Source organism: Chryseobacterium oncorhynchi, from assembly GCF_002899895.1.
Classification (GTDB): Bacteria; Bacteroidota; Bacteroidia; order Flavobacteriales; family Weeksellaceae; genus Chryseobacterium; species Chryseobacterium oncorhynchi.
Map to the genome: position 1 here is coordinate 235727 of NZ_PPEI02000001.1, position 21293 is coordinate 257019.

Here is a 21293-nt window from a genome sequence, read left to right on the forward strand (position 1 = left end):
TAAGAAATAACTCTGCATTTTATCATTCCGAAAGAATCTAACTGATGATTTTCCGGAGATGTTACAATACAAAAGAAAACCCTTGAAAAATTATTTCAAGGGTTTTCTTTTTAAGTTTAGGCTAAATTATTCTATTCTTATTGAATATTTTATTTATTAATTAGGAGTATCTTTTGAAACAGGCCCTACTGTTACTTTTTCCTGTATTTTAATAAAATTAGGATCCATCATCGCCATACGTTCAGCAATAGCCTTATAAGTTGGATATTTCAAAATAGATGCTCTTCCAGACATTTCTTTGTACACCACGAAAGATTTACCTCCGGCTGTTTTCAGTTGCTTTGTTGTTGTAATATATCTTCCGATATATTTACTTTTAGCATCATAGATCTCAATATCGATAAAGGTTTTATCTATTATTTTATCATCTGATCCAAAACTGACTGGTAAATTGGTAAAATATCCTACCGGAACACCATTGCTTAAGATTTCTCCAACCTTATTTACCTCAAGATTAAGTTTATCTATCTTTTTTCTGGTTGTATAAGCATCCTTAGTTTTATTATCCAGCTTTCTTTTCGGTGCATTTGAAAATAGTTCATCAAGGGTTTTCACATTGATTCCTTTATTGTCAATGACTTTAAGGCCTTTCACGGAGGTATATACTGCAGATTTTTCTTCACCTGAAAAGGCAGAGGGTGAAATATAATCAAGCTCTATGGTCTTATCTCTGTTATATACTCTGTTAATTTGTATATAGCTGTCTCTCACTGAGTCTACGATACTTTTATCAATAAACTTTATGGTATACAGCGGCGTTTCCTTTAAATCCATAAAAGTATATTCATTAGATTTATTGGAAATTTTGGCAACCGGAATTCCGTCTAAATTGATAATCCCTCTTTTGGTCTTAATATTCTGGGCATTAAGTAAAAGGCCCAGTATTGTAAAGAATATGATTGTACTTCTCTTCATAGAATCAAATTTTTACATGAAATAAAAAAAGTGTAACCAAAGTTACACTTTTTTGAAAATATATTTAGCTTTTCATTTAATTATTCACAAAGGATAATTCCTTTATTATGATTAAATTCTACAACACCGCTTTTAATAGAATAAGAAAAAACAGAGTCTTTATCGTTTTCTTTGGTTAAGTTTTTAGCATAAGCTTCATCTACAGAATTAGCAAATAACTTTACTTTACCACCGATTAAAGAAGAAACGATTCCTGCGTGGTTTTTCATGATGTGGAATTCACCATTTTTTCCAGGCAATAATACAGAGTTTACCTCTCCTTCAAAAACTACGTATTCTGGTGTTAAAATTTTTATATTCATTTTAATTTAGATTTGAAGATTTCAGATTTCAGATTTCAGACAACCTTAAAGTCTCATGTCTAGTATCTGCTATCTTTATGTCTAATTTATTAAGCGTTTTCAGCTAACATTTTTTGTCCTGCTTCGATAGCTTCCTCGATAGTTCCTTTCAAGTTGAAAGCAGCTTCTGGTAAGTGATCTAATTCACCATCCATAATCATTGTAAATCCTTTGATAGTATCTTTGATATCTACCAATGATCCTGGAATACCTGTAAACTGTTCTGCTACGTGGAAAGGCTGAGATAAGAATCTCTGAACTTTTCTTGCACGGTAAACAACAGACTTATCTTCTTCAGAAAGTTCTTCCATACCAAGGATTGCGATGATATCTTGAAGAGCTTTGTATCTTTGAAGAATTTCTTTTACTCTTTGAGCACAGTCATAGTGTTCTTGACCAATAATTTCTGGAGCAAGGATTCTTGAAGTAGAAGCCAATGGATCTACCGCTGGGTAAATACCTAATGAAGCAATCTTTCTGTCAAGTACTGTAGTTGCATCTAAGTGAGCAAACGTAGTTGCAGGAGCCGGGTCAGTTAAGTCATCCGCAGGTACGTATACCGCTTGTACTGAAGTAATTGAACCATTTTTAGTTGAAGTAATTCTTTCCTGCATCGCCCCCATTTCAGAAGCAAGAGTTGGTTGGTAACCTACTGCTGATGGCATACGACCAAGAAGTGCAGATACCTCAGAACCAGCTTGAGTAAAACGGAAGATGTTGTCTACGAAGAAAAGTACGTCTCTACCTTGTCCGCTTTCACCACCATCTCTATAGTACTCCGCTAATGTAAGACCAGAAAGTGCTACTCTCGCTCTTGCACCTGGCGGCTCGTTCATCTGTCCGAAAACGAATGCTGCTTTTGAATCTTTCATAACCTCTAGGTCAACTTTAGAAAGATCCCAACCTCCATTTTCCATAGAGTGCATGAAATCATCACCATACTTGATAATACCTGATTCCAACATCTCTCTCAAAAGGTCATTTCCTTCTCTCGTTCTTTCACCTACTCCGGCGAATACTGAAAGACCTCCGTGTCCTTTTGCAATATTGTTAATCAACTCCTGGATCAATACTGTTTTACCTACACCAGCACCACCGAACAAACCAATTTTACCCCCTTTTGCGTAAGGCTCAACTAAGTCGATTACTTTAATACCTGTAAATAAAACTTCTGCAGAAGTTGAAAGTTGATCAAATTTTGGAGCTGGTCTGTGAATTGGAAGACCACCTTCCTTAGAAATATCTTGAAGTCCGTCGATAGCATCACCAACAACGTTGAATAGTCTTCCGTTTACAGCCTCTCCGATTGGCATAGTAATAGGATTTCCGTATCCGATTACATCTTGACCTCTCTTAAGACCATCAGTAGCGTCCATTGCAATACATCTTACTGTATCTTCGCCAATATGTTGTTCTACCTCTAAAACTACTTTTTCACCGTTTTCTTTTGTAATTTCTAACGCGTCATAGATTGCTGGAATTACTTCCACATCATTGAAGACAACGTCGATTACCGGACCAATAATTTGAGAAATTTTACCTTTAATTTGGTTTGCCATTGCTAAATTTTTTCTTGGTGCAAATATAGTGATTCTTCGTAAACCCGCAATTAGTAAAAAAAAGATTTTTATCATGCTTTTTCACAAAAGAACCAAAGAAGAAAAACTCCTTTGGTTCTAATCTATAAATATCTTTTTATAATAATAACCTGTAATTTTCAGATCACAGAAAATAATTTTTAATTTTTAATAATCTTTATAACTTTTTGCGATCCGTCTTTCATTTCTAGCTTCAACATGTATAATCCTGGACCTAACTCCTTTAAATATAGTTCTGTTGATGGCTTATCAACAGTTTTTAGTAGTTTTCCAGAAATATCAGTAACCGAAACAGATCTTACATCTTCAACCTTATTGATATGAATCATGTCTACAAATGGGTTTGGATATATTTTAACTGCATTATTTCTATTCATCACTTCTGATGTACTCAGTTGTGAAGCTATCACATTAATATCATCAACTTGTAAAAAAAACTGGTCTGCAACAGAATAGCAGTTAAATCCCATATAATATACTCCAGTAGCTGATGGTGTAAATGTAACACTTTCTGTATGAGCTTCTTCATCTATAATATCAGGATAATCTGCCAATTGATTAGTCATAGAGGTGCTGCTGTTACTTGTTCCGTATGCTATCTTTAGCTTTTCCTCAAATCCGCTTCCAGAATACGTATATGTTAACTTATATTCTACTCCACCTGTAAGATTTAAGCCGGGAGTAAAAAACCAAGCATTAGCATCATTTGAAGAATCATACCTGTAAGTCAATGCTTTACTATCAATTCCGGTAAATGCTCCCTGTCTAGTAACCCAGTTACTCCCTGTTCCCGCATTTTGAATTGTAGTACAGGCTGGTAAGGCAGGAGTAGTTACACTTTCAAAATCTTCGGTGTATGGTAAAGTCAAAGAATTGCACTGTGCACTTATTTGGATTCCTAATACAACTGCACAAATAGATAATTTTTTATTCATAATGTTATTTTTCTCTAAAATAGAAAAATAAATAACATTAAGCAACTTTCATTAAAGAATAAATCATAAAATAGCGAAATCGTTTAAATATAAATAATACTACAAATAATTAGATTATATCATTATGAATAATTTTAAAGGTTTTATATTTGCAATCAAATTTTTTCCGTTTTGAAAGTTTTCAAGAATTTTAAAGATTATTCCTCTCAGAAGCCTCTAGCATTGTCTTTAGGTATGTTTGACGGAGTACATCTTGGGCATAAAAGTATTATAGATGAACTCATTAAGGTAGGTACAGAAAACAATCTGGAAACTGCCATTCTTACTTTTTGGCCTCATCCAAGATTTGTTTTTAATCCTAATGAAGATTTAAAACTTCTGAATACCATAGAGGAAAAGAAAGAACTGGTTGAAAAATACAATATTGACAACTTATTCCTGAAAGAATTTGATGAAGAATTCAGGAATTTAACCGGAGAAGAATTTGTTCGCCAGATTTTAATTGATAAACTCAATGTAAAATACCTCATTATAGGCTACGACCATTCTTTTGGAAAAAATAAAAGTGGAAATTTTGAACTTCTTCAAAAGCTTTCTAAGGAACTTGATTTTGAGGTTGAACAAATGGAAGCCATTAATATTCATGAAAATAACATCAGTTCTACCAAGGTTCGTAATGCACTTTTAACCGGAAATATTAAAGAGGCCAATGAAATGTTGGGATATCCTTTCCCTGTTTCAGGCACGGTTGTTCATGGCAAGAAGATAGGAAGAACAATTGGTTATCCAACTGCTAATATTGATACAGAGTCCATTAAACTTTTACCTAAAAAAGGAGCTTATATTGTTGAAGTTGAAGTAAAAGGGCAGCTATATAAAGGAATGCTGAGCATTGGAACCAATCCTACAGTAAATGGAGAAAAATTAACAGTTGAAGTGTATATCCTTGATTTTGATGGAGATATTTATGATGAAAAGATTACAGTAAAATTCAGAGATTTTCTTCATGATGAAATCAAGTTTGAAGGACTTGAAAAACTCATTGAAAGACTAGATGAAGATAAAAGACTCACAGAAGAGTTTAATTTTTAAGATATAAAAAAGGGCTATTCATTTGATGAGTAGCCCTTTTTATGTTTATTTTAATACCTTTAAATAGATCTTCTGTGTTTCAGTGTTCAGTTTCACATTAGGAAATTGCTTGTCATAATCAATAAATATATCTCCTTTTTGATCTGCTTTCCCGTTTCCGTCAGAATCCCAGCTCACAGTAACATAATATTTAACAGGCCCCATAGGTTTAGGTGTGATTTTAGTATCAGCATCTTTGGGTACAGGCAAATCTATGGTAAATGGCACAGATTTTTGCTCGTACTCTTTTTCGGTAATGAGAGTGGCCGGAGCATCTGCCAGTCTTTCATCGGCTCCATATAAACTTACCTTAAGCTTTGGGTTCTTAATCGTAAAGTTTTCTGTTCCGGAAAATTCTATTTTAAGGTTGTCAGAAGAACTGCTATCTGCCACCGAAGTAGAAGCAGGCGCCGTTTTTTGATCTGCCTTATTACAGCTTGATAGCATTAATGTACCCGCTGCCATGAATAATAAAAGGTGATTTCTCATGTGTTCTCTATTATGTTACTATTAATTGATTTATTTCACTCATAATTGATAACAAAATCTATACCCAGATTATTCAGTTATTATTTTATGATGAATAATTTCAATATTTACATCTATTTTGTGCAAAAAAAATAAAGCCAGATTATAGAATCTGACTTTAAGTTTAAGAATTGTATTGATTTTTAAACCTTATCATGATAAAATTTTCAATGTATTTCATTATTTATATCCTAAAATCTGATTTTCTGCATTGATGGCGTCTTCTACAAATTTTTTAAATTCCGGATATTGTTCTTTTTTGATGTTATCCCAAGGTGTTTTAGATTTTCTGGTTATTTTTAATCTATTATTTTTTTCAAGTTCGTAATTGATTGAATAATTAAAATTATTGTACACAAGGGCTTTATTTTCAGGAATTTCAATAAACTTCATTCCGTCAGGGATATTAAGGTATACTTCTTCAAAATACTCATTCTGTCGCTCATACTGCGTGTATAAAATATCTGTATTCCTGTTTTCGGTTGCCACCACATCTTTTGTGAATGGTTTTGTGATAAAAGGAATCTTCATAATTTTCAGACTGCCTACAGACTGTGGTTTATCATTGATATTAAACTGAACTTCATACGATAAAGGATTTACAGTAAGGTCTTTTCCATCCAATAATTTCACTGATTTTACATTAATTACTTTATCTAAAATACCGCCATACTCTTTCTCCATACTTTTTTTACGGTTTTCTTCCGTCTGTGAATTCTGAAAGAAAGTATTATAATAGCTTTTGGTCTCACCCATTGTATATTGTTTGGTCACAAAGTTTTGATCATCGCCGTTAATCTGAACTTCACTCACTGATTTGAACAGATTTTTTGTATTATTATTTGCTAGTATATCAATAAGTTGAACTGTATTTTCATTATTTTTATCTGTATAAATTACCAACCCTTTTGCTTTATAATTTCCTTTCACAATTGCATTAAACGGTAAATATTTGTCTGTCATTTCAAGAAAGGTTTCCTTTCCATCAAGATTTACCTTTACAATACAGTGATTGAAACTTAAATTTGGTAAAAGAAGGCGCTGTGGAGAGTTATCATTGGTTTGTACTAACACAAGATTAGACTTTAACCCTGCCTGATTTCCAAGAATTAAAAATAAGGTTGACAAATCCTTACAATCACCCAATTTTGTCACCAATGTTTTGGATGGTTTTTGAGGAATAAATCCACTTTGGCGAAAGTCTACAGAGCTATAGGTTACATTTTTTTCAATATAATTATAAATTTTCTCGGCTTTTTCAGTATCATTCATTCCTGAAGTTCCATCGGGAAATATTTCTTTGAATGCTTTTTCAACCACTCTGTCTGAAACCAGGCTTTTTCTTGTAAGATCAGAATACCAATTGGAAATTTCCTGCCAGGTTTTTATAGAATTAGCTGTTACTGAAATGGTTGCGTCATAATACGTGGGGCCATAGTTTTCATCCAGATTTACCTCCGGAAGATTATTAAGTTTCCATGTTTGAAAAAGTTTATTCCCAACTTTTTTCTTTGTGGAAGCTACTTCTGCATTATTACTTTTTACCTGATATGGCATATTTTCAGGAGTAATAACGGTAAATACAGATTCTACTACAGGATATTCGGAATTAAAATAAGAACTGAGGTTAAAGTCTTTATAGAAACGTCCACCTTTTCTTTCCAAACTTTCTTTTTGGATAAGAACTACATCACCTACCTCAAGATTGGTAAAAACAATCTGGTCCTCAGATTTCTCTCCCGGAACGATACTGCCGTTTGGCTTTATTATTTCAGATTTTAAAACGTCATCATAGTAGTTAATATAATATTCTTTAAGCTCTTCAATTCCGCTTTCTGAGGTAATTTCATAGACATAAGTCGTTCTTTTTTTGAACCCTCCTTCAGGATATACATTTACAATATATTCATCCAATAATGTGGTAACTCCTTTTTTACCTTTTGTACTTTTATTTCTTCTTTCCGAAGCCAGTTTTTTCAAATCCTTTACAGAAACCTGGTCAATTTCATCTTCAGTTTGCCCCAAATCTCTGATCAACTTATACATACGCTCGTTCTCTGCAAAATGAGAAAGGGATTCTTTTGCGTATTTTACCGCTTCATCCTTATTTTTCTGCAGTGCTAAGATTTCAGCCTTTAATGCCATCAGTGAATAGGAATAGGGAAAGTTTTCAAGTCCTTCATTAATCTGCTTCATAATTTCCGGATCTTTGGGATCTTCCTGTAAAAGAGATACATATTTAGTTCTCAGAACATTTAAAGATGGATATAGTTCAATGAACTTTCTAAGAAGCTTTTTTTCATCTTCTACCCTGTTGGATTTTTCGTAATACTCAAATAATGAAGACATGATATCCAGATTATTTCTTGTAGCAGTAAAATCTTCAAGTTTTTTAATGATACCGCTCTGATCTTTTTTATCAGCTTCTTCAAGAGAAGTTAAAAGAACAGTATATTTTTCATTATTGGCAAAAGTTTTTTTGATGTTAGAAACATGAGATTTCATTTTTTCTACATCATGGTTTCTGGCGGATATGATCATATCAAAAAGATCCACCATGGCCCGAGCTTTTGTTTTATTGAGAATCCCCTTGTATTTTTCAAGTTCCTGAATACTCATGCTTTTGGTGGCATTGTCATCAGCAATTTTCATGACAGGGACCTGGTAATATTCAGGGTCGTTTACCTCTATGTTTTTAAGAATCTCTGTAATCTTTCCCTGATCTTCTATATTAGCGTAATATTTGGAAAGAAGAACCTGAATCAGCGAGGATTTAGGATATTTTTGAGTAAAAATGTCTATTTTTTCCTTTGCTTTATCATTCTGTTGGTTATTCAGATAGCCTAGTGTCAAGAGATAATCATAAATAAAATCATTGGGAGACTGTACAATTTTCTCTTTAAGTTTTTTTTCAAATTTTAACTCTAATTCTTTAGGTTGAAGTTGAGTAATTGTACTTTTTTTATAATCACGATAAGTATCAAAATAGTTCAGGTTACTGATTTTATTGTAGTTTGTATCGAAAGGAACGATCATAAAACCGGCCATCTTATTGGCTTGTGAATCATTTTTAACAAGTAATCGGTTCATCCCTTTAGGCAATATCACTTCTACAAGATGCGACCCTGTAGAGGTATATCCGTCTTTTGTACTTGATAGTATTTCTGCATCATTCAAGAACACCTTAAGCTCACTGCTTGCATTCACTTCAAACCATACTTTTCTTTCTTCCGGATTGTCTATGAATGTCTGTGCGTAGACAATTCCTCTTCCATACTCCAGTTCATTGAAGAAAAAATTGAATCCGTCATTATCTTTAAATTTTTTGTTGTACCAGCCAATATTACCAAAGTTTCCGGTATTGAAGAGTTTATCATTTTTAGCATAAGTTTCCGGCTCATATTCATTGTCCATGCCACTTCCATTCAGGTTTTCAAATACTCCGGCATATTGCCATTTATCAATTTTCCCGAGCTTTGAAAGCGCCTCTGCAGATCCTGTAAAATTACCTCTCAGATAATCAAAATAAGTTTTAAATTCTATTATTCCGTTTAAATGGCCAAAGTTTTTACTCCCGTATAAAACATCTACTTTTTTATAGGTATGATCATCAATTCCGCTTTCTTCGAGATCATTCAGCATAAATTTTTCCCTGAAAACAGGATATAAATAAGCTTCTTCATCTGTAATATTTACAAAATTTTTGACAAAGGTTTCATCAAAAATAAATTGACCCATTTCCTGATCGATCATTGCATCCAGAAAAAGGCTTTCAAAGTTTTTAAGTTTTTGGGACTGTAATGTTTTATCGTAAAAAGTTCTTGCTTCATCTCTTTTGTTGTTCAGCAAAAGTTCCCAGGTTTTGGAGTGATCCTTTGACTGGGCAAATGCTCCGACTGATAAGAAATACACAGCCGAAATCAATATTTTTTTCATGTTATTAGTTTCGTTTTTTTAAGAATTATGTATTGTGTTTTGAATTTTTTTGGTTAAAGATTTAAATACTAATTCATAGGAATGGTCAATTAATTTTAAGATGAGTTCTCTTCTTAAACCATCTATTGAAACCGAGTTCCAATGGGTTTTATTCATATGATAAGCTCCTGTAATCTGAGGATATTGCTCACGTAGTTCTGCACTCCACTCCGGATCCGTTTTTACATTAATAGACAACGGCTGCCTTTCGAGGCTCATCAGCAGAAACATTTTAGTGTCCACTTTCATCACAAGAGTTTCATTATCAAAGGGAAAATTTTCTGTAACTGCTTTTTTAGCAAGACAATAGTCTAAAATTTCGTTAGCATCCATGTTTATCGTTTATAAGTAAGCAATATAGTAAAAATGATGATTGAGTAGAGTTCAAAAATATGATGTCCTGAGATGTAATTGTTATACTATTTAATCCCATAAAAAATACATAAACTTTAAATCAAATTTAGTAAATTTAAGAAAGGAAAATATCATCACCTCAAAATACATTGTTATGAAAGCTCTAGTAATCGGTGCTACAGGCGCTACAGGAAAAGATTTAGTCAATCAGTTACTCAATGACAAGGACTTTGAGGAAGTAGATATTTTTGTAAGAAAACCTGTTGATATTGAAAATGAAAGACTTAGAGTTCATATTGTCAATTTTGAAAAACCTGAGGAATGGAAAGAAATGGTGAAAGGAGATGTAGCATTTTCCTGTCTGGGAACCACTTTAAAGGATGCCGGAAGCAAGGAAGCCCAGAAAAAGGTAGATTTTGATTACCAATATGAGTTTGCCAAGGCCGCCAAGGAAAATAATGTGGAGGATTATATTTTGGTTTCAGCTTATGGAGCAAGTCCTAAATCTAAAATCTTCTATTCTAAAATGAAAGGAGAACTGGAAGAAGCTGTAAGGCAATTACATTTCAATAAAATTACCATCTTTAAGCCTGGAATGCTTGAAAGAAAAGATTCAGGAAGAACGGGCGAAGTTTTGGGTAGCAGAATTATAAAGTTTGCCAATAAACTCGGATTATTAGAAAGCCAAAAACCTTTACCTACTGATATTTTAGCAAAAGCAATGATTAATTCTTCCAAAATAAAAAGCAATGGTTACTCTAGTATCAAGCTGGGAAATATTTTTTGCTTTGCAGAGAAAGTGTTTGATCATTAATATTTTTTAGACATAAAAAAAGTGGGTTCTTATGACCCACTTTCAATATATAAATTTCTTTATTTTTTATTTTAAATGCTTTGTAATCGACTCACTAGTTGGTTTCGTAGTACTTACATAAGTATCAATCAATTTTCCGTTTTCATCAATTAAGAATTTGGTAAAATTCCAAAGAATACTTGTATTTTTTACTCCGTTTAACTCTTGTTCTGTTAAGTATTTAAAAATAGGTGCGATATCGTCTCCTTTTACGGAAACTTTAGCAGCCATTGGGAATGTTACCCCATAGTTTTTCTGGCAAAAAGTTCCAATTTCAGTATTGGTACCCGGTTCTTGTCCTCCGAAGTTGTTGGCTGGGAAACCTACTACAACTAATTTGTCCTTATACTCTTCATATACTTTTTCAAGATCTGCATACTGAGGGGTAAATCCGCATTCTGAAGCAGTATTGACAATAAGAATTTTCTTTCCTTTGAAATCTGCAAAGTTGATTTCCTTTCCGTCAAGGCTTTCTACTTTAAAATCATATATTGTTTTTCCCATAAGTTCTTTGGTTTTAGCTTTAGAAATTTCACTTTTTTGATTGGTACAGCTTTGCAAAATAGCAACGAATGAAAGCAGTAGTAAAAAAATATTTTTCATTTCTTATAAATTTTATGCAGGATGAACTGCAGTTGAATTAAAACTTAAAAATATTGGCAGGAAAAACTTTGTTGATGTCGATTCTGTTAAGCAACATTACATAGTCCCCGTCTTTCTTTGAGCTTGAAGATTCAATTCTGAATGGCATGGTAAGGTTTCCTACTTTTTTATAGTCAGAATATACCACTGTTTCATCTTTTTTAATCTCCTTTAGCAGCATATAAGTCTTTGTATCAAAATAATACATGTTCTTATTAACATTCTTTGTAAGTTCTACTTTATGGCAATAGATCTCTCCTACTTTTTCTTTTCCAAGATATTTGGCAGCAAAACCTTTGCTTTCCCAATCAATGAAGTCATTATCAAAGCTTTCTGAAACATATTCAGGATATTCCTGAAGTTTATTGGCAGCATAGTTCATGGCATACCCCTTGGTTCCGTCAAAGCCTTCAATAGCCGTTTCCTTTCCGCTAATTGTAATAATTGTTTTGGTAAGGTTGGGGCGTTGTTGGTATATTTTTATAGGATATTCATCCTTTATTCCCAACACTACTTTTCCTTGCAGCAATACTGAGTTTAAAAGCTTCCAACTGGTTAAGCCTCCCGATAACTCAATATTTTTATCTATAATTTCTTTGGCTGTCTGGGCAAAGGTTAAGTGTGAAAATATCAGGGCAAATACTAAAAATAATCTCTTCATTAATTTTATTTATAAATTCAAATATAAGGGGATTTGGGCGAAATAGCAAAAAGGATAGGAAAGCAAAAGGGCGAAAGGATAAAATTCCAAATCTATTGATTGCTTTATCTTATTTTAAATCAGCTTCCTTGCTTTTTCCAAATCTTCTGGTGTATCAATACCTACTCCAATGAAATTGGTTTCTATCATTTTGATCTTCATTCCGTATTCCAGATATCGGATACACTCAATTTTCTCAGAGATTTCCAATGGTTTCATTTCCAATTTCGAGAATTGCAAGAGTGCTTCTTTTCGGAATGCATACACCCCAATATGTTTAAAATAACTTATATCGTAAGAAACTTCCCTGTGAAAAGGAATTACAGAACGGCTAAAATATAAGGCAAAACCGTTATTATCAGTAATTACTTTTACGTTATTGGGATTTTCAACTTCTTCTTTTTCTGATAATTTTATTTTCAAAGAAGCCAGTGAAATCTCTTTATGATCATCTTTTTTGAAAACCTCGATTAGCTGTTGTAAAGGTTCCAGCTTAAGGAAAGGTTCATCTCCCTGAACATTGATAACGATATCGCAATCTATATTCTCTACGGCTTCAGCAATACGGTCACTTCCTGTTTCATGCTGTCCTGTCATTACAGCTTTACCGCCATTTTTCACAATTTCATCAAGAATAATTTCAGAATCTGTTGCTACAAAAACTTCATCAAAAAGTCCGGTTTCTACTACATTCTGATAGGTGGTGGTAATAACGGTTTTTTCTCCTAAAGTCTGCATAAGTTTCCCCGGAAAACGGCTTGCTTCGTAACGAGCAGGGATGACAGCGATTATTTTCATTTAATAAAAATATTAATTAAGTCTTTTTAATTCAATAGGTTTTCATTCCGGCATTTAAAAATGCAATACTGATCCTTATTATATTTAGATCAAATGTAGTGAAAACTATCTTATTTACTACACAAAACAAAGATTTCAGGAGGTTAAAAAGAGAGTTTTACCCCCACCATATTATATTCCCATTGGCGGGATGCAACAAAGTTTAGGTTATATTTTGTCTTTCCAATGGTTCCCTCTGATGAAGTATATCTGCTTTTTGAAATGGTTTTTCCTATAAAATATCCCATTAATAAGGCTAGCGGATAATCTGAAGCCCAGTGAACTTTACTTTGCATCATTTGAAAGCATAAAGCTCCTGCTAAGGTATATCCTACCGGTTTTATCCATCTTGCGTCCGGGTAATTGTCTGCAATTACGGTAATACCTGCCATAAACGTGGTTAAGTGTCCGGATGGCATCGCATCATAATTTGAGGTATTTTTTCCAAATTCTGAAAAACTTGGGAAAGGATTCCATGCCCCTCCTTTATTGCCATTTATCTCTGCAATAAACGGACTTTCTCTTCCGGTAATTCTTTTAATAGTCTGGGTGAAAACTCCGGAAAGAATTAAACTTTCCATTAATCCGCTTGCTGTGGCTTGTGCTCTGTAATCATTTTTAATTAAACCATACGTTCCAAAACCGATTCCCAAAAGGACTAATGTAGAGCCATTCCCAATCAGATATAGGGTTGATCCGATATCTTTAGGTATTTTAAAGACACCTCCAACTTTATGGTAGTTGTTATCTTTATCCATTCCCCATCTTTCTCCCAATTCTCGTGAATTGTCTATTAATTTCTGATCAAATGGTATAAGGATCAACGTTGATGCAACTGCTCCTCCTAAATAATAAGCATGATCCTTTGCTACAAAATCTTTATTGGTGTTGATAAAGTTTCTAGGCAATTTGGTTACAAAATCTAATAATTTAGGTTTTGGGTACGTTCTGACAGATCCGTCTTTTAGGGTGTAAGTCTGTACTTTGGGCGATTCAAGTTCCTTTGGAAGTTCTTTTACTTTCAGCGTATCAATCTCTTGTGAGCATACCAATATTGAAACTGGTAAGAGTAGAAATCTCAGTTTTTTCATCGTGTAATTTTCGACTTTATTATATTTAGGTGTGTAAAAGCCCAAAGGTAATTCCTAGTTCAGGTTACTACAAAATATTTATCTAATTTTTAATGTTTATTTAATTTTTTTCGTAAAATAATAATCTTCTGTTAATTGATAAACTTAATCAGAAAAATAATTCTATATATCCGAGGAATGGGTAGAAAAAACTTCGACTCCATTCGGTATGACACTGTTAATTATAAAGTTTTAACGATGTCATGCTGAACAGAGTCGAAGCATATATTTTATGTAAAGATTACTTTAATTTGTTCAAAGCGCTCTCCAATTTTGGAAGCATTCCTTTGATCTCATCCACAGCTAATCCTCCAACGGAAGCACGGAACCAAGGTTCGGATTTGTCTTCTCCGAATGCTGAGAATGGTACTAAAGCTACTCCAGCTTCATTGATTAAATAGAATACCAAATCAGAAGAGTTTTCAATGACAGCTCCATCAGGTTTTGTTTTTCCGATATAGTCTAACTTAATCGTAAGATAAAGTGCTCCCATAGGCTCTATACTGTCTACAGAAAGTCCTTTTACTTTTAAATCCTGAACTCCTCCGTGAAGAACTTTTAAGCTTTCTTCCAGTTTTCCTTTGAAGTCTTCTACAAATACATTTACGTTTTCAGGGTTTTCATAGAATTTGGCAGTAGCTTCCTGCTCAGGTTTTGGTGCCCAAGCTCCCACGTGGGTAAGAAGCGCTTTCATTTTATCTATGATATGAGCCGGACCGAATCCCCATCCTACACGTACTCCTGTTGCAGCAAGACATTTAGAAATCCCATCGATATAGATGGTATATTCTTTCATTTCAGGGAAAAGAGAAACCGGATCTACGTGTTCTGCTCCAAAAGTAAGGTTAGAATAAATCTGGTCATACATTAGGTATAACGGCTTTTCATCTGCTCCTCTTTTTTTGTTCTCAGCGATCACCAATTCACAAATCTCTGAAAGCTGGTCTTTTGTAAACATTGTTCCTGTAGGGTTCAATGGAGAACAAAGTGCTAATAAAACAGCTCCATCCAAATGAGGTCTTAGATCATCTGCTGTTGGAAGGAAGTTGGTTTCAGGCTTCGTTTTTACTTCTACAGCATTGGCTGAAGTAAGGTAAGCATAGTGATTATTGTTCCAAGATGGTGTAGGATATATTACCTTATCTCCTTCATCTACAATTGTTTTGTATACAGCATAGATCAAAGGTCTTGAACCTGCTGTAATCAGGATGTCGTTAGGTGAATAATCCAGATTCCATCTGTTTTTCAGATCCTTGGAAACTTCCTTTCTTAAAGATAAAAGTCCGTTTGCAGGTGGATAGTTTGTCAGATTATTCTGATAGGCTTTCTGAATTTCTTCCTTCAGCAATGCCGGAATAGGATAGATATTAGAATTCAGGTCACCAATAGTAAGATTGGCAATTTCTGCTCCCTTTGCTTTTAGATCATTTACCTCGTTACCAATTTTTACAATTTCAGAACCGATCAGGTTCGCTGCTAATTTTGAAACTTTCACTTTTTTCTTATTTAAAATTTACTAATATTATCTTCTCAAATTGATTCTGTCTTCTATCTGATCCACAGGTACATGGGCATCATAAGCGGCTATTAGTTCTTTAGTTTTTTTCGCAGTAATAGAATTTGGATATTTTTTGATGATTCTGTTATATTCTTCTCTTTTATCATCATAAATTTTGCCTTCTTCGCTGTCATAAATTCGATCACTGTCCATTCCCAGAAGGTAATCCAACAAATAATTATGATAATCCTCTTTTACCACTTTTATCAGTGGGCTTTTAGGGTATTTATTCATAAAATTTTCCCAGACGATCAATCTGTCACCCAATTCCTCCCAAGTAATCAACAAGCCTCCATTCACAGCATAGTTTTCCTTGTTGTCTTTTGCTATCTGTGAGATATAGGCATCATAATCAGGAGTTACCTTATTCTTAAAAACAGATACATAATATTCCGGCAATGAGTGGATTTCAGTAAGTCCCTCTCCCATTACACGGAATTCAAGACCGGCCTTATTCAGTTCGGTTGCAATTTTCTTTATATTATCTGGTAGATTATAGGTGTCCGAGTCTCTTGTATGATAATCAACATATTTATCCAATATATCGATATGCAAATCATTCAGACAACTGGTATACTTATTTCTGATTTTCACATAATCTTCATATACCTTATCATTCTGCTCTGGGCTATTTCCTGCAATCTCTTTATCAATTTTGGTACGATACCATTGAAGAGCCGTGATGTAATCCTCTGTTTTATAATTGGGAGAACAAGTTGTATCAATAGGTTTATACTGGTCTTCCTTGGTTTCGTTTTTAGCAATCGAATCATTTGCCGGCTTTACATCTGAAACTGTAGCTTCCTTTTTACAGGAAACTACGGCTGCAGAAAGCAGGCAAGCTGCTATAATTTTTTTTATCATCTACTATTACCTTAGAATTAATCCAGTTTTAAATCTGTTTTAACTGCTTCGATTTTAGCTTCCAATGATTTTAATTTATCTTTAAAATCAGCTTCAGACTTAATAACGTCTTTTACTGAAACATAGAATTTAATTTTGGGTTCTGTTCCGGAAGGTCTTACACAAACTTTGGTTCCATCCTGTGTATAGTAAATTAATACATTGGATTTTGGAATATCGTTCATTACTTTTTTGTCACCTGTTGAAACAGTAAGACTGGTTTGTTCTTTAAAGTCTTTAACTTCTTCCACTAATGAACCTGCCAATTCTTTTGGAGGATTTTCACGGAAGTTTTTCATCATATTCTGAATTTCTTCAGCCCCTTCTTTTCCTTTTCTTACAATGTTTACCAGTCCTTCATAGTACATTCCAAGATCTTCATAGATCTCAATCATGTACTGATACATTGTTTTTCCGTTGGCTTTACACCAAGCAGCAATTTCACAAGCCAGAACGATACTACCACAAGAGTCTTTATCACGAACAAAGTCTCCTGTCATAAAACCGAAACTTTCTTCACCACCACATACAAATTTCTGTGTTCCTTCTGCTTCACGGATCATTTTCCCGATCCATTTGAATCCTGTAAGACCTACTTTGCACTCAACACCGAATTTTTGTGCAATATCATAGAAAACATCTGAAGTTACAATCGTAGAACCGATGAATTCTTTTCCTGTAATTCTTCCTTGTTTTTGCCATTCGTGCAAAATATAGTAAGTAAGGATGGTATTGGTCTGGTTTCCATTCAATAACTGCATTTCTCCATCAAGGTTTCTTACAGCAATTCCCAGTCTGTCTCCATCCGGATCTGTTCCGATAACGATATCAGCATTGGTAATTTTCGCAAGATCCATTGCCATTTCCAATGCGGCAGGCTCTTCCGGATTTGGAGAATCTACCGTTGGGAAGTTTCCGCTTGGGATCATTTGCTCTTTTACAAGATCTACTTTTTTAAAGCCTGCTTTTGCTAAAGCTTTTGGAATTGTTGTATATGTTGTTCCGTGGATGGATGTAAAGACAATATTTAAATTTTCTTTTCCAACGTTCTGATAAGTAGAGTTTTCAATACAAGTATCGATATAAACATCGTCCTGTTCCTCTCCGATCCATTCAATCAAATCATCATTTCCGTTGAATTTAATTTCTTCAAATTTTACAGAATATACTTCATTGATGATGGCTTCATCATTTGGCGGAACAATCTGCGCTCCGTCATTCCAATATACTTTGTAACCGTTATATTCCGGTGGGTTGTGGGAAGCCGTTAATACGATTCCTCCATTACATTTTTTATCACGAACCGTGAAAGACAATTCAGGTGTAGGTCTGTGATCTTTGAAAAGCAATACTTTAATTCCATTAGCAGTTAAAACATCTGCTACCAATTTTCCGAATTCCTTTGAGTTATGACGAACGTCATAGGCAATGGCCACTTTAATTTCCTCTCCCTTGAACTGCTCCAGCATATAGTTTGCTAATCCCTGAGTAGCCTGTCCTAATGTATATTTGTTTAAGCGGTTGGTTCCTACTCCCATAATCCCACGCATTCCTCCTGTCCCGAATTCCAGTTCTCTGTAGAAAGAATCTTCCAGATCTGGGGAATTGCTGTCAATCAAAGATTGTACAGCATCTCTCGTTTCTTTATCGAATGTATCACTTAACCAAAGTTTCGCTTTTTCTAATGTTGTCATATTTATATCTAGTTTGGAAGCTGAAAGCTTGAAAACGAACTTACTTTTGCAGCCATTTTCAACATTCAGCTGATGGTTTTTTAATTTAATTTCTTATTCTCTACTCTCGTCGTTTTATCCACTTTAAACGCTCGGATCGGGTCGTTATAATAGATAAATTTTGCTGTATTCTGAATATTTCCTTTTAAAGAATCTTTTACATTTACCTCAGCATAATTTCCATTTTTAGAATCGATATTCAGGTTGGTAATTTTCCAGTAAGGAGCAATTAAACTCGCTGTATCTGAAATCTTTATAACAGCATCCTTGGATAATCCTAAAAAGTTAGCACGGCTTCTATTCTGCATTTCTACCTCTGCTCTTCTCGTATTAACAGATCCCATAAATGTAGCATAGTTTTTCATATTAAGCTTGAAATTATCAGTTTTAATTTCGCTTGAAATATTCATTTCTACGGAGTCCGCAACGGCTACTTTTTCAAGATTATATTTTGAATAAATGGTTACATTATAAAAATCCACCCCCTTTGTGCCTCTTTTTTCTTTAATGAAAAGCGTTTTGTCTTTTACATCTACATCAAGGTTACTCGCAACATTGGGATAGGTTTCTATTTCCACAAAGTTTTTAGGGCCTCTGGCATAGAATACACGAAATTTCCCGGTAAGATCCAGATTAACAAACTCCGGAACTTCCACATCTTTCTTTTCAATATTTCCTTTTGGAGAAACTTTTCCACAGGAAACCACCGCAACCAGCATTAATGTGTATAATACTTTTTTCATATTTAATTTTAAATATTCTACTAACGATCATAGGGATCTACTCTATTGAAAATTTCCGGAATCTTTTATACATCCGTCATGAAACTTTCAACAATATCTTTTAACAAAAATAGGATTAAAATTTCTAAAAAACTTTGTCATTTGACAATAAAAAACCTGATAATTTTCAATTTCTTGCTTTTTTTAGCAGATCTAAGAAAACAATAACAGCTCAAATAAAATTAAAATCAATTAATACCCTTTAAAATCACCAAGTTCATGTAGTGATTTAATTAATTATGTTGTTAAAGTTGTCTGATTTTGTTTAGTAGCTAGTATAAAATAATATTGGAAAAAGGATGAAATAAAAATACCTCAGAAAGATGTACTTCCTGAGGTATTTATTTGATTTAAACTTAGTTAATAGGGTTTAAAACCTTATATCACCTCGTCAATATTATAATTTTTATGCTCGCGGTTGGTTCTGATAATCATTTCTCCAAGGAATCCTGCTACAAACAGTAATGTTCCCATAATCATCATTGTTAAAGCAATAAAGAACCAAGGGTTATTCGTGATTAAATGCCCATAAATACCTCTTGCAACATCAATGAGCTTTGAAATTCCCAACCAAAGCGCTGAAAGGAAACCGAAGATAAACATCAATGTCCCTACTGCTCCGAAGAAATGCATAGGTCTTCCTCCAAAACGACTTACAAACCAAAGAGTTACTAAATCCAGAAATCCTCTAATGAATCTTTCTGTTCCGAATTTTGAAGTTCCATAAGGTCTTGCCTGATGCTTAACTTCTTTCTCAGTAATTCTTCTGAATCCTGCATTAGCTGCCAGTACCGGAATATAACGGTGCATATCACCATATACATCCACCGATTTTACAACCTGTTTTTTGTAAGCTTTCAAACCACAATTGAAATCATGAAGCTCAACTCCTGAAACCTTTCTGGCTGCAGCATTGAATAGTTTTGACGGAACATTTTTCGTCATTACATTATCAAAACGTTTCTTCTTCCAGCCTGAAACAATATCATAATTATCATTAACTACCATATTGTACAATTCAGGAATTTCTTCCGGAAAGTCTTGTAAGTCGGCATCCATGGTAATTACCACATCTCCGTTTGTTCTTGAAAAGGCAGCATGAAGTGCCTGTGATTTTCCATAATTTCTGGAAAATTTAATACCGTGGATCTGAGGATGCTGTACTTTTAAGTTCTCAATAATGCTCCACGATAAATCCGTACTTCCATCATCTACAAACCAAATTTCGTAAGACAAACTACTGGTTCTGCAGACGTTATCAATTCTTGAAAAAAGTTCTTCCAGAGAATCTTCCTCGTTCAGTAACGGAATAACTATAGATAAATTCATTTAATTTTAATAAAAATTAGGCTTGTTCTGTTTCTTCGGGCTGATATATCGTTCTTGTTCTGAAAAATGCTCCGAAAAACACTGACAAAACTACGTAAAATATAAGAATTGCTGCAAAATATCCTGAAAAATGACTTGCGGTAAGCATATCTTTTCCTTTTACAGCCTCTGGAGTGAAGCTTTGTAGCCTCTCTTTATACTTCTGATCCAGCTCATCAATGTCTTTTTGATGTTTCATAATCTTTCTTGCTGAAGTATATTCCGTATCCAATTCCGACTTCTGTCTTTGAACATATTGATAGTTCAAAAGCTTCTTGGCATCCGTATCTGCAAAGTTTAAAAAAGCATAAATACTGAAAATAGAAAGAATTCCTCCGATAAACATCGGAACGAAAGCTCTCTTGAAAGCTTCTTTAAAACTTACCACTCTATGGTTGTTCCAGTATAATTTTACAGACCAGAATGCGGCTCCTGCATACAAGAGAGGTAAAACAAACGCATTGGCTTTCAGTGATATATCAAAATAATTGATTCCTGAAAAAAAAGTATATACTACAAAGAAAACGATCATTGTAGCTATAAAAAGTATAATTCCTAGTGTTGATGGACTTTTCGTCATATTTAAATTTTTAGAAAAAAGTTGAAAAATTATTCCTCTAAATGTCAGCTGTTTAGCTTTACCACTGCATTTTTTCGACTAATTTTCTTTAATAAAGTTTTGAAGTTTACAAATATTTCCTACCTTTGCAACGGCAAGTCCTAAACAACCAGCTCCTGAGAATCCTCCAGGGTGGGAACGCAGCAAAGGTAATTGGTCGTAGCGGTGTGATTTAGGTAGCTTGCCATTTTTTTTTGGTTTAAAGTGAGAAGAGAGGTAATTTGATAATTATCTTTTTTTGTTTTTAATACCTTACGCATCATTTTCATTT

General features: G+C 33.8%; 19 protein-coding genes and 1 other RNA gene. 3 read left to right on the forward strand and 17 right to left on the reverse strand.

Annotated elements, in window-relative coordinates; genetic code table 11:
* Positions 1-156: 156 nt before the first annotated feature.
* The 4 genes from C1638_RS01100 to C1638_RS01115 form a co-directional block, all read right to left on the reverse strand.
* On the reverse strand, positions 157-975 hold the full coding sequence (locus C1638_RS01100; protein WP_109617410.1) for a hypothetical protein: 819 nt from the start codon (positions 973-975) through the stop codon (positions 157-159).
* Positions 976-1055: 80 nt separating this feature from the next.
* Positions 1056-1337: a FoF1 ATP synthase subunit delta/epsilon gene (locus C1638_RS01105; protein WP_076351811.1), complete on the reverse strand. Its 282-nt coding sequence runs from the start codon at positions 1335-1337 to the stop codon at positions 1056-1058.
* A gap of 89 nt (positions 1338-1426) precedes the next feature.
* Positions 1427-2935: a F0F1 ATP synthase subunit beta gene (gene atpD / locus C1638_RS01110; protein ID WP_109617412.1), complete on the reverse strand. Its 1509-nt coding sequence runs from the start codon at positions 2933-2935 to the stop codon at positions 1427-1429.
* Between the two features lie 179 nt (positions 2936-3114).
* A complete protein-coding gene (locus C1638_RS01115) occupies positions 3115-3909 on the reverse strand; it encodes a T9SS-dependent choice-of-anchor J family protein (RefSeq protein WP_109617414.1) in 795 nt (264 codons plus the stop codon).
* 171 nt (positions 3910-4080) lie between these two features.
* Here C1638_RS01115 and C1638_RS01120 point away from each other — a divergent pair, with 171 nt between their 5' ends.
* Positions 4081-5001 (forward strand): bifunctional riboflavin kinase/FAD synthetase, encoded by a 921-nt coding sequence (locus tag C1638_RS01120; protein ID WP_109617416.1) that lies wholly within the window; start codon positions 4081-4083, stop codon positions 4999-5001.
* A 45-nt stretch (positions 5002-5046) separates the two neighbouring features.
* Here the strand turns inward: C1638_RS01120 and C1638_RS01125 are convergent, their stop codons facing one another.
* The 3 genes from C1638_RS01125 to C1638_RS01135 all read right to left on the reverse strand — a co-directional run bounded on the left by C1638_RS01125 (position 5047) and on the right by C1638_RS01135 (position 9876).
* Complete coding sequence (locus C1638_RS01125) at positions 5047-5529, reverse strand: hypothetical protein (RefSeq protein ID WP_228427975.1); 483 nt, start codon at positions 5527-5529, stop codon at positions 5047-5049.
* 219 nt (positions 5530-5748) lie between these two features.
* Positions 5749-9504, reverse strand: coding sequence for a DUF3857 domain-containing protein (locus tag C1638_RS01130; RefSeq protein WP_109617419.1), 3756 nt, complete (start codon positions 9502-9504; stop codon positions 5749-5751).
* 18 nt (positions 9505-9522) lie between these two features.
* Positions 9523-9876 carry an MmcQ/YjbR family DNA-binding protein gene (locus tag C1638_RS01135; RefSeq protein WP_109617421.1) on the reverse strand — a complete coding sequence of 118 codons (354 nt, stop codon included), beginning with the start codon at positions 9874-9876 and terminating at the stop codon, positions 9523-9525.
* Positions 9877-10051: 175 nt separating this feature from the next.
* On the opposite strand from C1638_RS01135, the gene C1638_RS01140 reads away from it, so the two are divergent.
* A complete protein-coding gene (locus C1638_RS01140; RefSeq protein ID WP_109617423.1) occupies positions 10052-10711 on the forward strand; it encodes an NAD(P)H-binding protein in 660 nt (219 codons plus the stop codon).
* Positions 10712-10777: 66 nt separating this feature from the next.
* Here C1638_RS01140 and C1638_RS01145 read toward each other — a convergent pair whose 3' ends face one another.
* The 10 genes from C1638_RS01145 to C1638_RS01190 form a co-directional block, all read right to left on the reverse strand.
* Positions 10778-11353 carry a glutathione peroxidase gene (locus tag C1638_RS01145; RefSeq protein WP_109617425.1) on the reverse strand — a complete coding sequence of 192 codons (576 nt, stop codon included), beginning with the start codon at positions 11351-11353 and terminating at the stop codon, positions 10778-10780.
* Positions 11354-11390: 37 nt separating this feature from the next.
* Complete coding sequence (locus tag C1638_RS01150) at positions 11391-12053, reverse strand: histidine kinase (RefSeq protein WP_109617427.1); 663 nt, start codon at positions 12051-12053, stop codon at positions 11391-11393.
* Positions 12054-12167: 114 nt separating this feature from the next.
* A complete protein-coding gene (gene kdsB / locus C1638_RS01155; protein WP_109617429.1) occupies positions 12168-12890 on the reverse strand; it encodes a 3-deoxy-manno-octulosonate cytidylyltransferase in 723 nt (240 codons plus the stop codon).
* A 143-nt stretch (positions 12891-13033) separates the two neighbouring features.
* A complete protein-coding gene (locus tag C1638_RS01160) occupies positions 13034-14020 on the reverse strand; it encodes a phosphatase PAP2 family protein (RefSeq protein WP_109617431.1) in 987 nt (328 codons plus the stop codon).
* 280 nt (positions 14021-14300) lie between these two features.
* The gene (locus tag C1638_RS01165) at positions 14301-15554 is read right to left on the reverse strand and encodes a pyridoxal phosphate-dependent aminotransferase (protein WP_109617433.1); all 1254 of its coding nucleotides are present in this window, start codon (positions 15552-15554) and stop codon (positions 14301-14303) included.
* A 27-nt stretch (positions 15555-15581) separates the two neighbouring features.
* A complete protein-coding gene (locus C1638_RS01170) occupies positions 15582-16481 on the reverse strand; it encodes a hypothetical protein (protein WP_109617435.1) in 900 nt (299 codons plus the stop codon).
* 17 nt (positions 16482-16498) lie between these two features.
* Positions 16499-18214, reverse strand: a complete 1716-nt coding sequence (locus C1638_RS01175; RefSeq protein WP_109617448.1) for a phospho-sugar mutase — start codon at positions 18212-18214, stop codon at positions 16499-16501.
* A gap of 80 nt (positions 18215-18294) precedes the next feature.
* A complete protein-coding gene (locus C1638_RS01180; RefSeq protein ID WP_076351788.1) occupies positions 18295-18996 on the reverse strand; it encodes a GIN domain-containing protein in 702 nt (233 codons plus the stop codon).
* Between the two features lie 417 nt (positions 18997-19413).
* On the reverse strand, positions 19414-20364 hold the full coding sequence (locus C1638_RS01185; protein WP_109617450.1) for a glycosyltransferase family 2 protein: 951 nt from the start codon (positions 20362-20364) through the stop codon (positions 19414-19416).
* Between the two features lie 16 nt (positions 20365-20380).
* Positions 20381-20983, reverse strand: coding sequence for a DUF4199 domain-containing protein (locus C1638_RS01190; protein WP_076351784.1), 603 nt, complete (start codon positions 20981-20983; stop codon positions 20381-20383).
* Between the two features lie 131 nt (positions 20984-21114).
* On the opposite strand from C1638_RS01190, the gene ffs reads away from it, so the two are divergent.
* Positions 21115-21212: signal recognition particle sRNA small type (gene ffs, locus C1638_RS01195), an RNA gene on the forward strand.
* Positions 21213-21293: the final 81 nt, after the last annotated feature.

What these genes read in the sequence shown, in the direction of transcription:
- C1638_RS01100 (WP_109617410.1), bottom strand. Translation starts at nt 975, where the DNA reads ATGAAGAGAAGTACAATCATATTCTTTACAATACTGGGCCTTTTACTT.
- C1638_RS01140 (WP_109617423.1), top strand. Translation starts at nt 10,052, where the DNA reads ATGAAAGCTCTAGTAATCGGTGCTACAGGCGCTACAGGAAAAGATTTA.
- C1638_RS01180 (WP_076351788.1), bottom strand. Translation starts at nt 18,996, where the DNA reads ATGAAAAAAGTATTATACACATTAATGCTGGTTGCGGTGGTTTCCTGT.
- C1638_RS01125 (WP_228427975.1), bottom strand. Translation starts at nt 5,529, where the DNA reads ATGAGAAATCACCTTTTATTATTCATGGCAGCGGGTACATTAATGCTA.
- C1638_RS01185 (WP_109617450.1), bottom strand. Translation starts at nt 20,364, where the DNA reads ATGAATTTATCTATAGTTATTCCGTTACTGAACGAGGAAGATTCTCTG.
- C1638_RS01160 (WP_109617431.1), bottom strand. Translation starts at nt 14,020, where the DNA reads ATGAAAAAACTGAGATTTCTACTCTTACCAGTTTCAATATTGGTATGC.
- C1638_RS01150 (WP_109617427.1), bottom strand. Translation starts at nt 12,053, where the DNA reads ATGAAGAGATTATTTTTAGTATTTGCCCTGATATTTTCACACTTAACC.
- kdsB (WP_109617429.1), bottom strand. Translation starts at nt 12,890, where the DNA reads ATGAAAATAATCGCTGTCATCCCTGCTCGTTACGAAGCAAGCCGTTTT.
- C1638_RS01105 (WP_076351811.1), bottom strand. Translation starts at nt 1,337, where the DNA reads ATGAATATAAAAATTTTAACACCAGAATACGTAGTTTTTGAAGGAGAG.
- atpD (WP_109617412.1), bottom strand. Translation starts at nt 2,935, where the DNA reads ATGGCAAACCAAATTAAAGGTAAAATTTCTCAAATTATTGGTCCGGTA.
- C1638_RS01170 (WP_109617435.1), bottom strand. Translation starts at nt 16,481, where the DNA reads ATGATAAAAAAAATTATAGCAGCTTGCCTGCTTTCTGCAGCCGTAGTT.
- C1638_RS01190 (WP_076351784.1), bottom strand. Translation starts at nt 20,983, where the DNA reads ATGACGAAAAGTCCATCAACACTAGGAATTATACTTTTTATAGCTACA.
- C1638_RS01175 (WP_109617448.1), bottom strand. Translation starts at nt 18,214, where the DNA reads ATGACAACATTAGAAAAAGCGAAACTTTGGTTAAGTGATACATTCGAT.
- C1638_RS01135 (WP_109617421.1), bottom strand. Translation starts at nt 9,876, where the DNA reads ATGGATGCTAACGAAATTTTAGACTATTGTCTTGCTAAAAAAGCAGTT.
- C1638_RS01145 (WP_109617425.1), bottom strand. Translation starts at nt 11,353, where the DNA reads ATGAAAAATATTTTTTTACTACTGCTTTCATTCGTTGCTATTTTGCAA.
- C1638_RS01115 (WP_109617414.1), bottom strand. Translation starts at nt 3,909, where the DNA reads ATGAATAAAAAATTATCTATTTGTGCAGTTGTATTAGGAATCCAAATA.
- C1638_RS01130 (WP_109617419.1), bottom strand. Translation starts at nt 9,504, where the DNA reads ATGAAAAAAATATTGATTTCGGCTGTGTATTTCTTATCAGTCGGAGCA.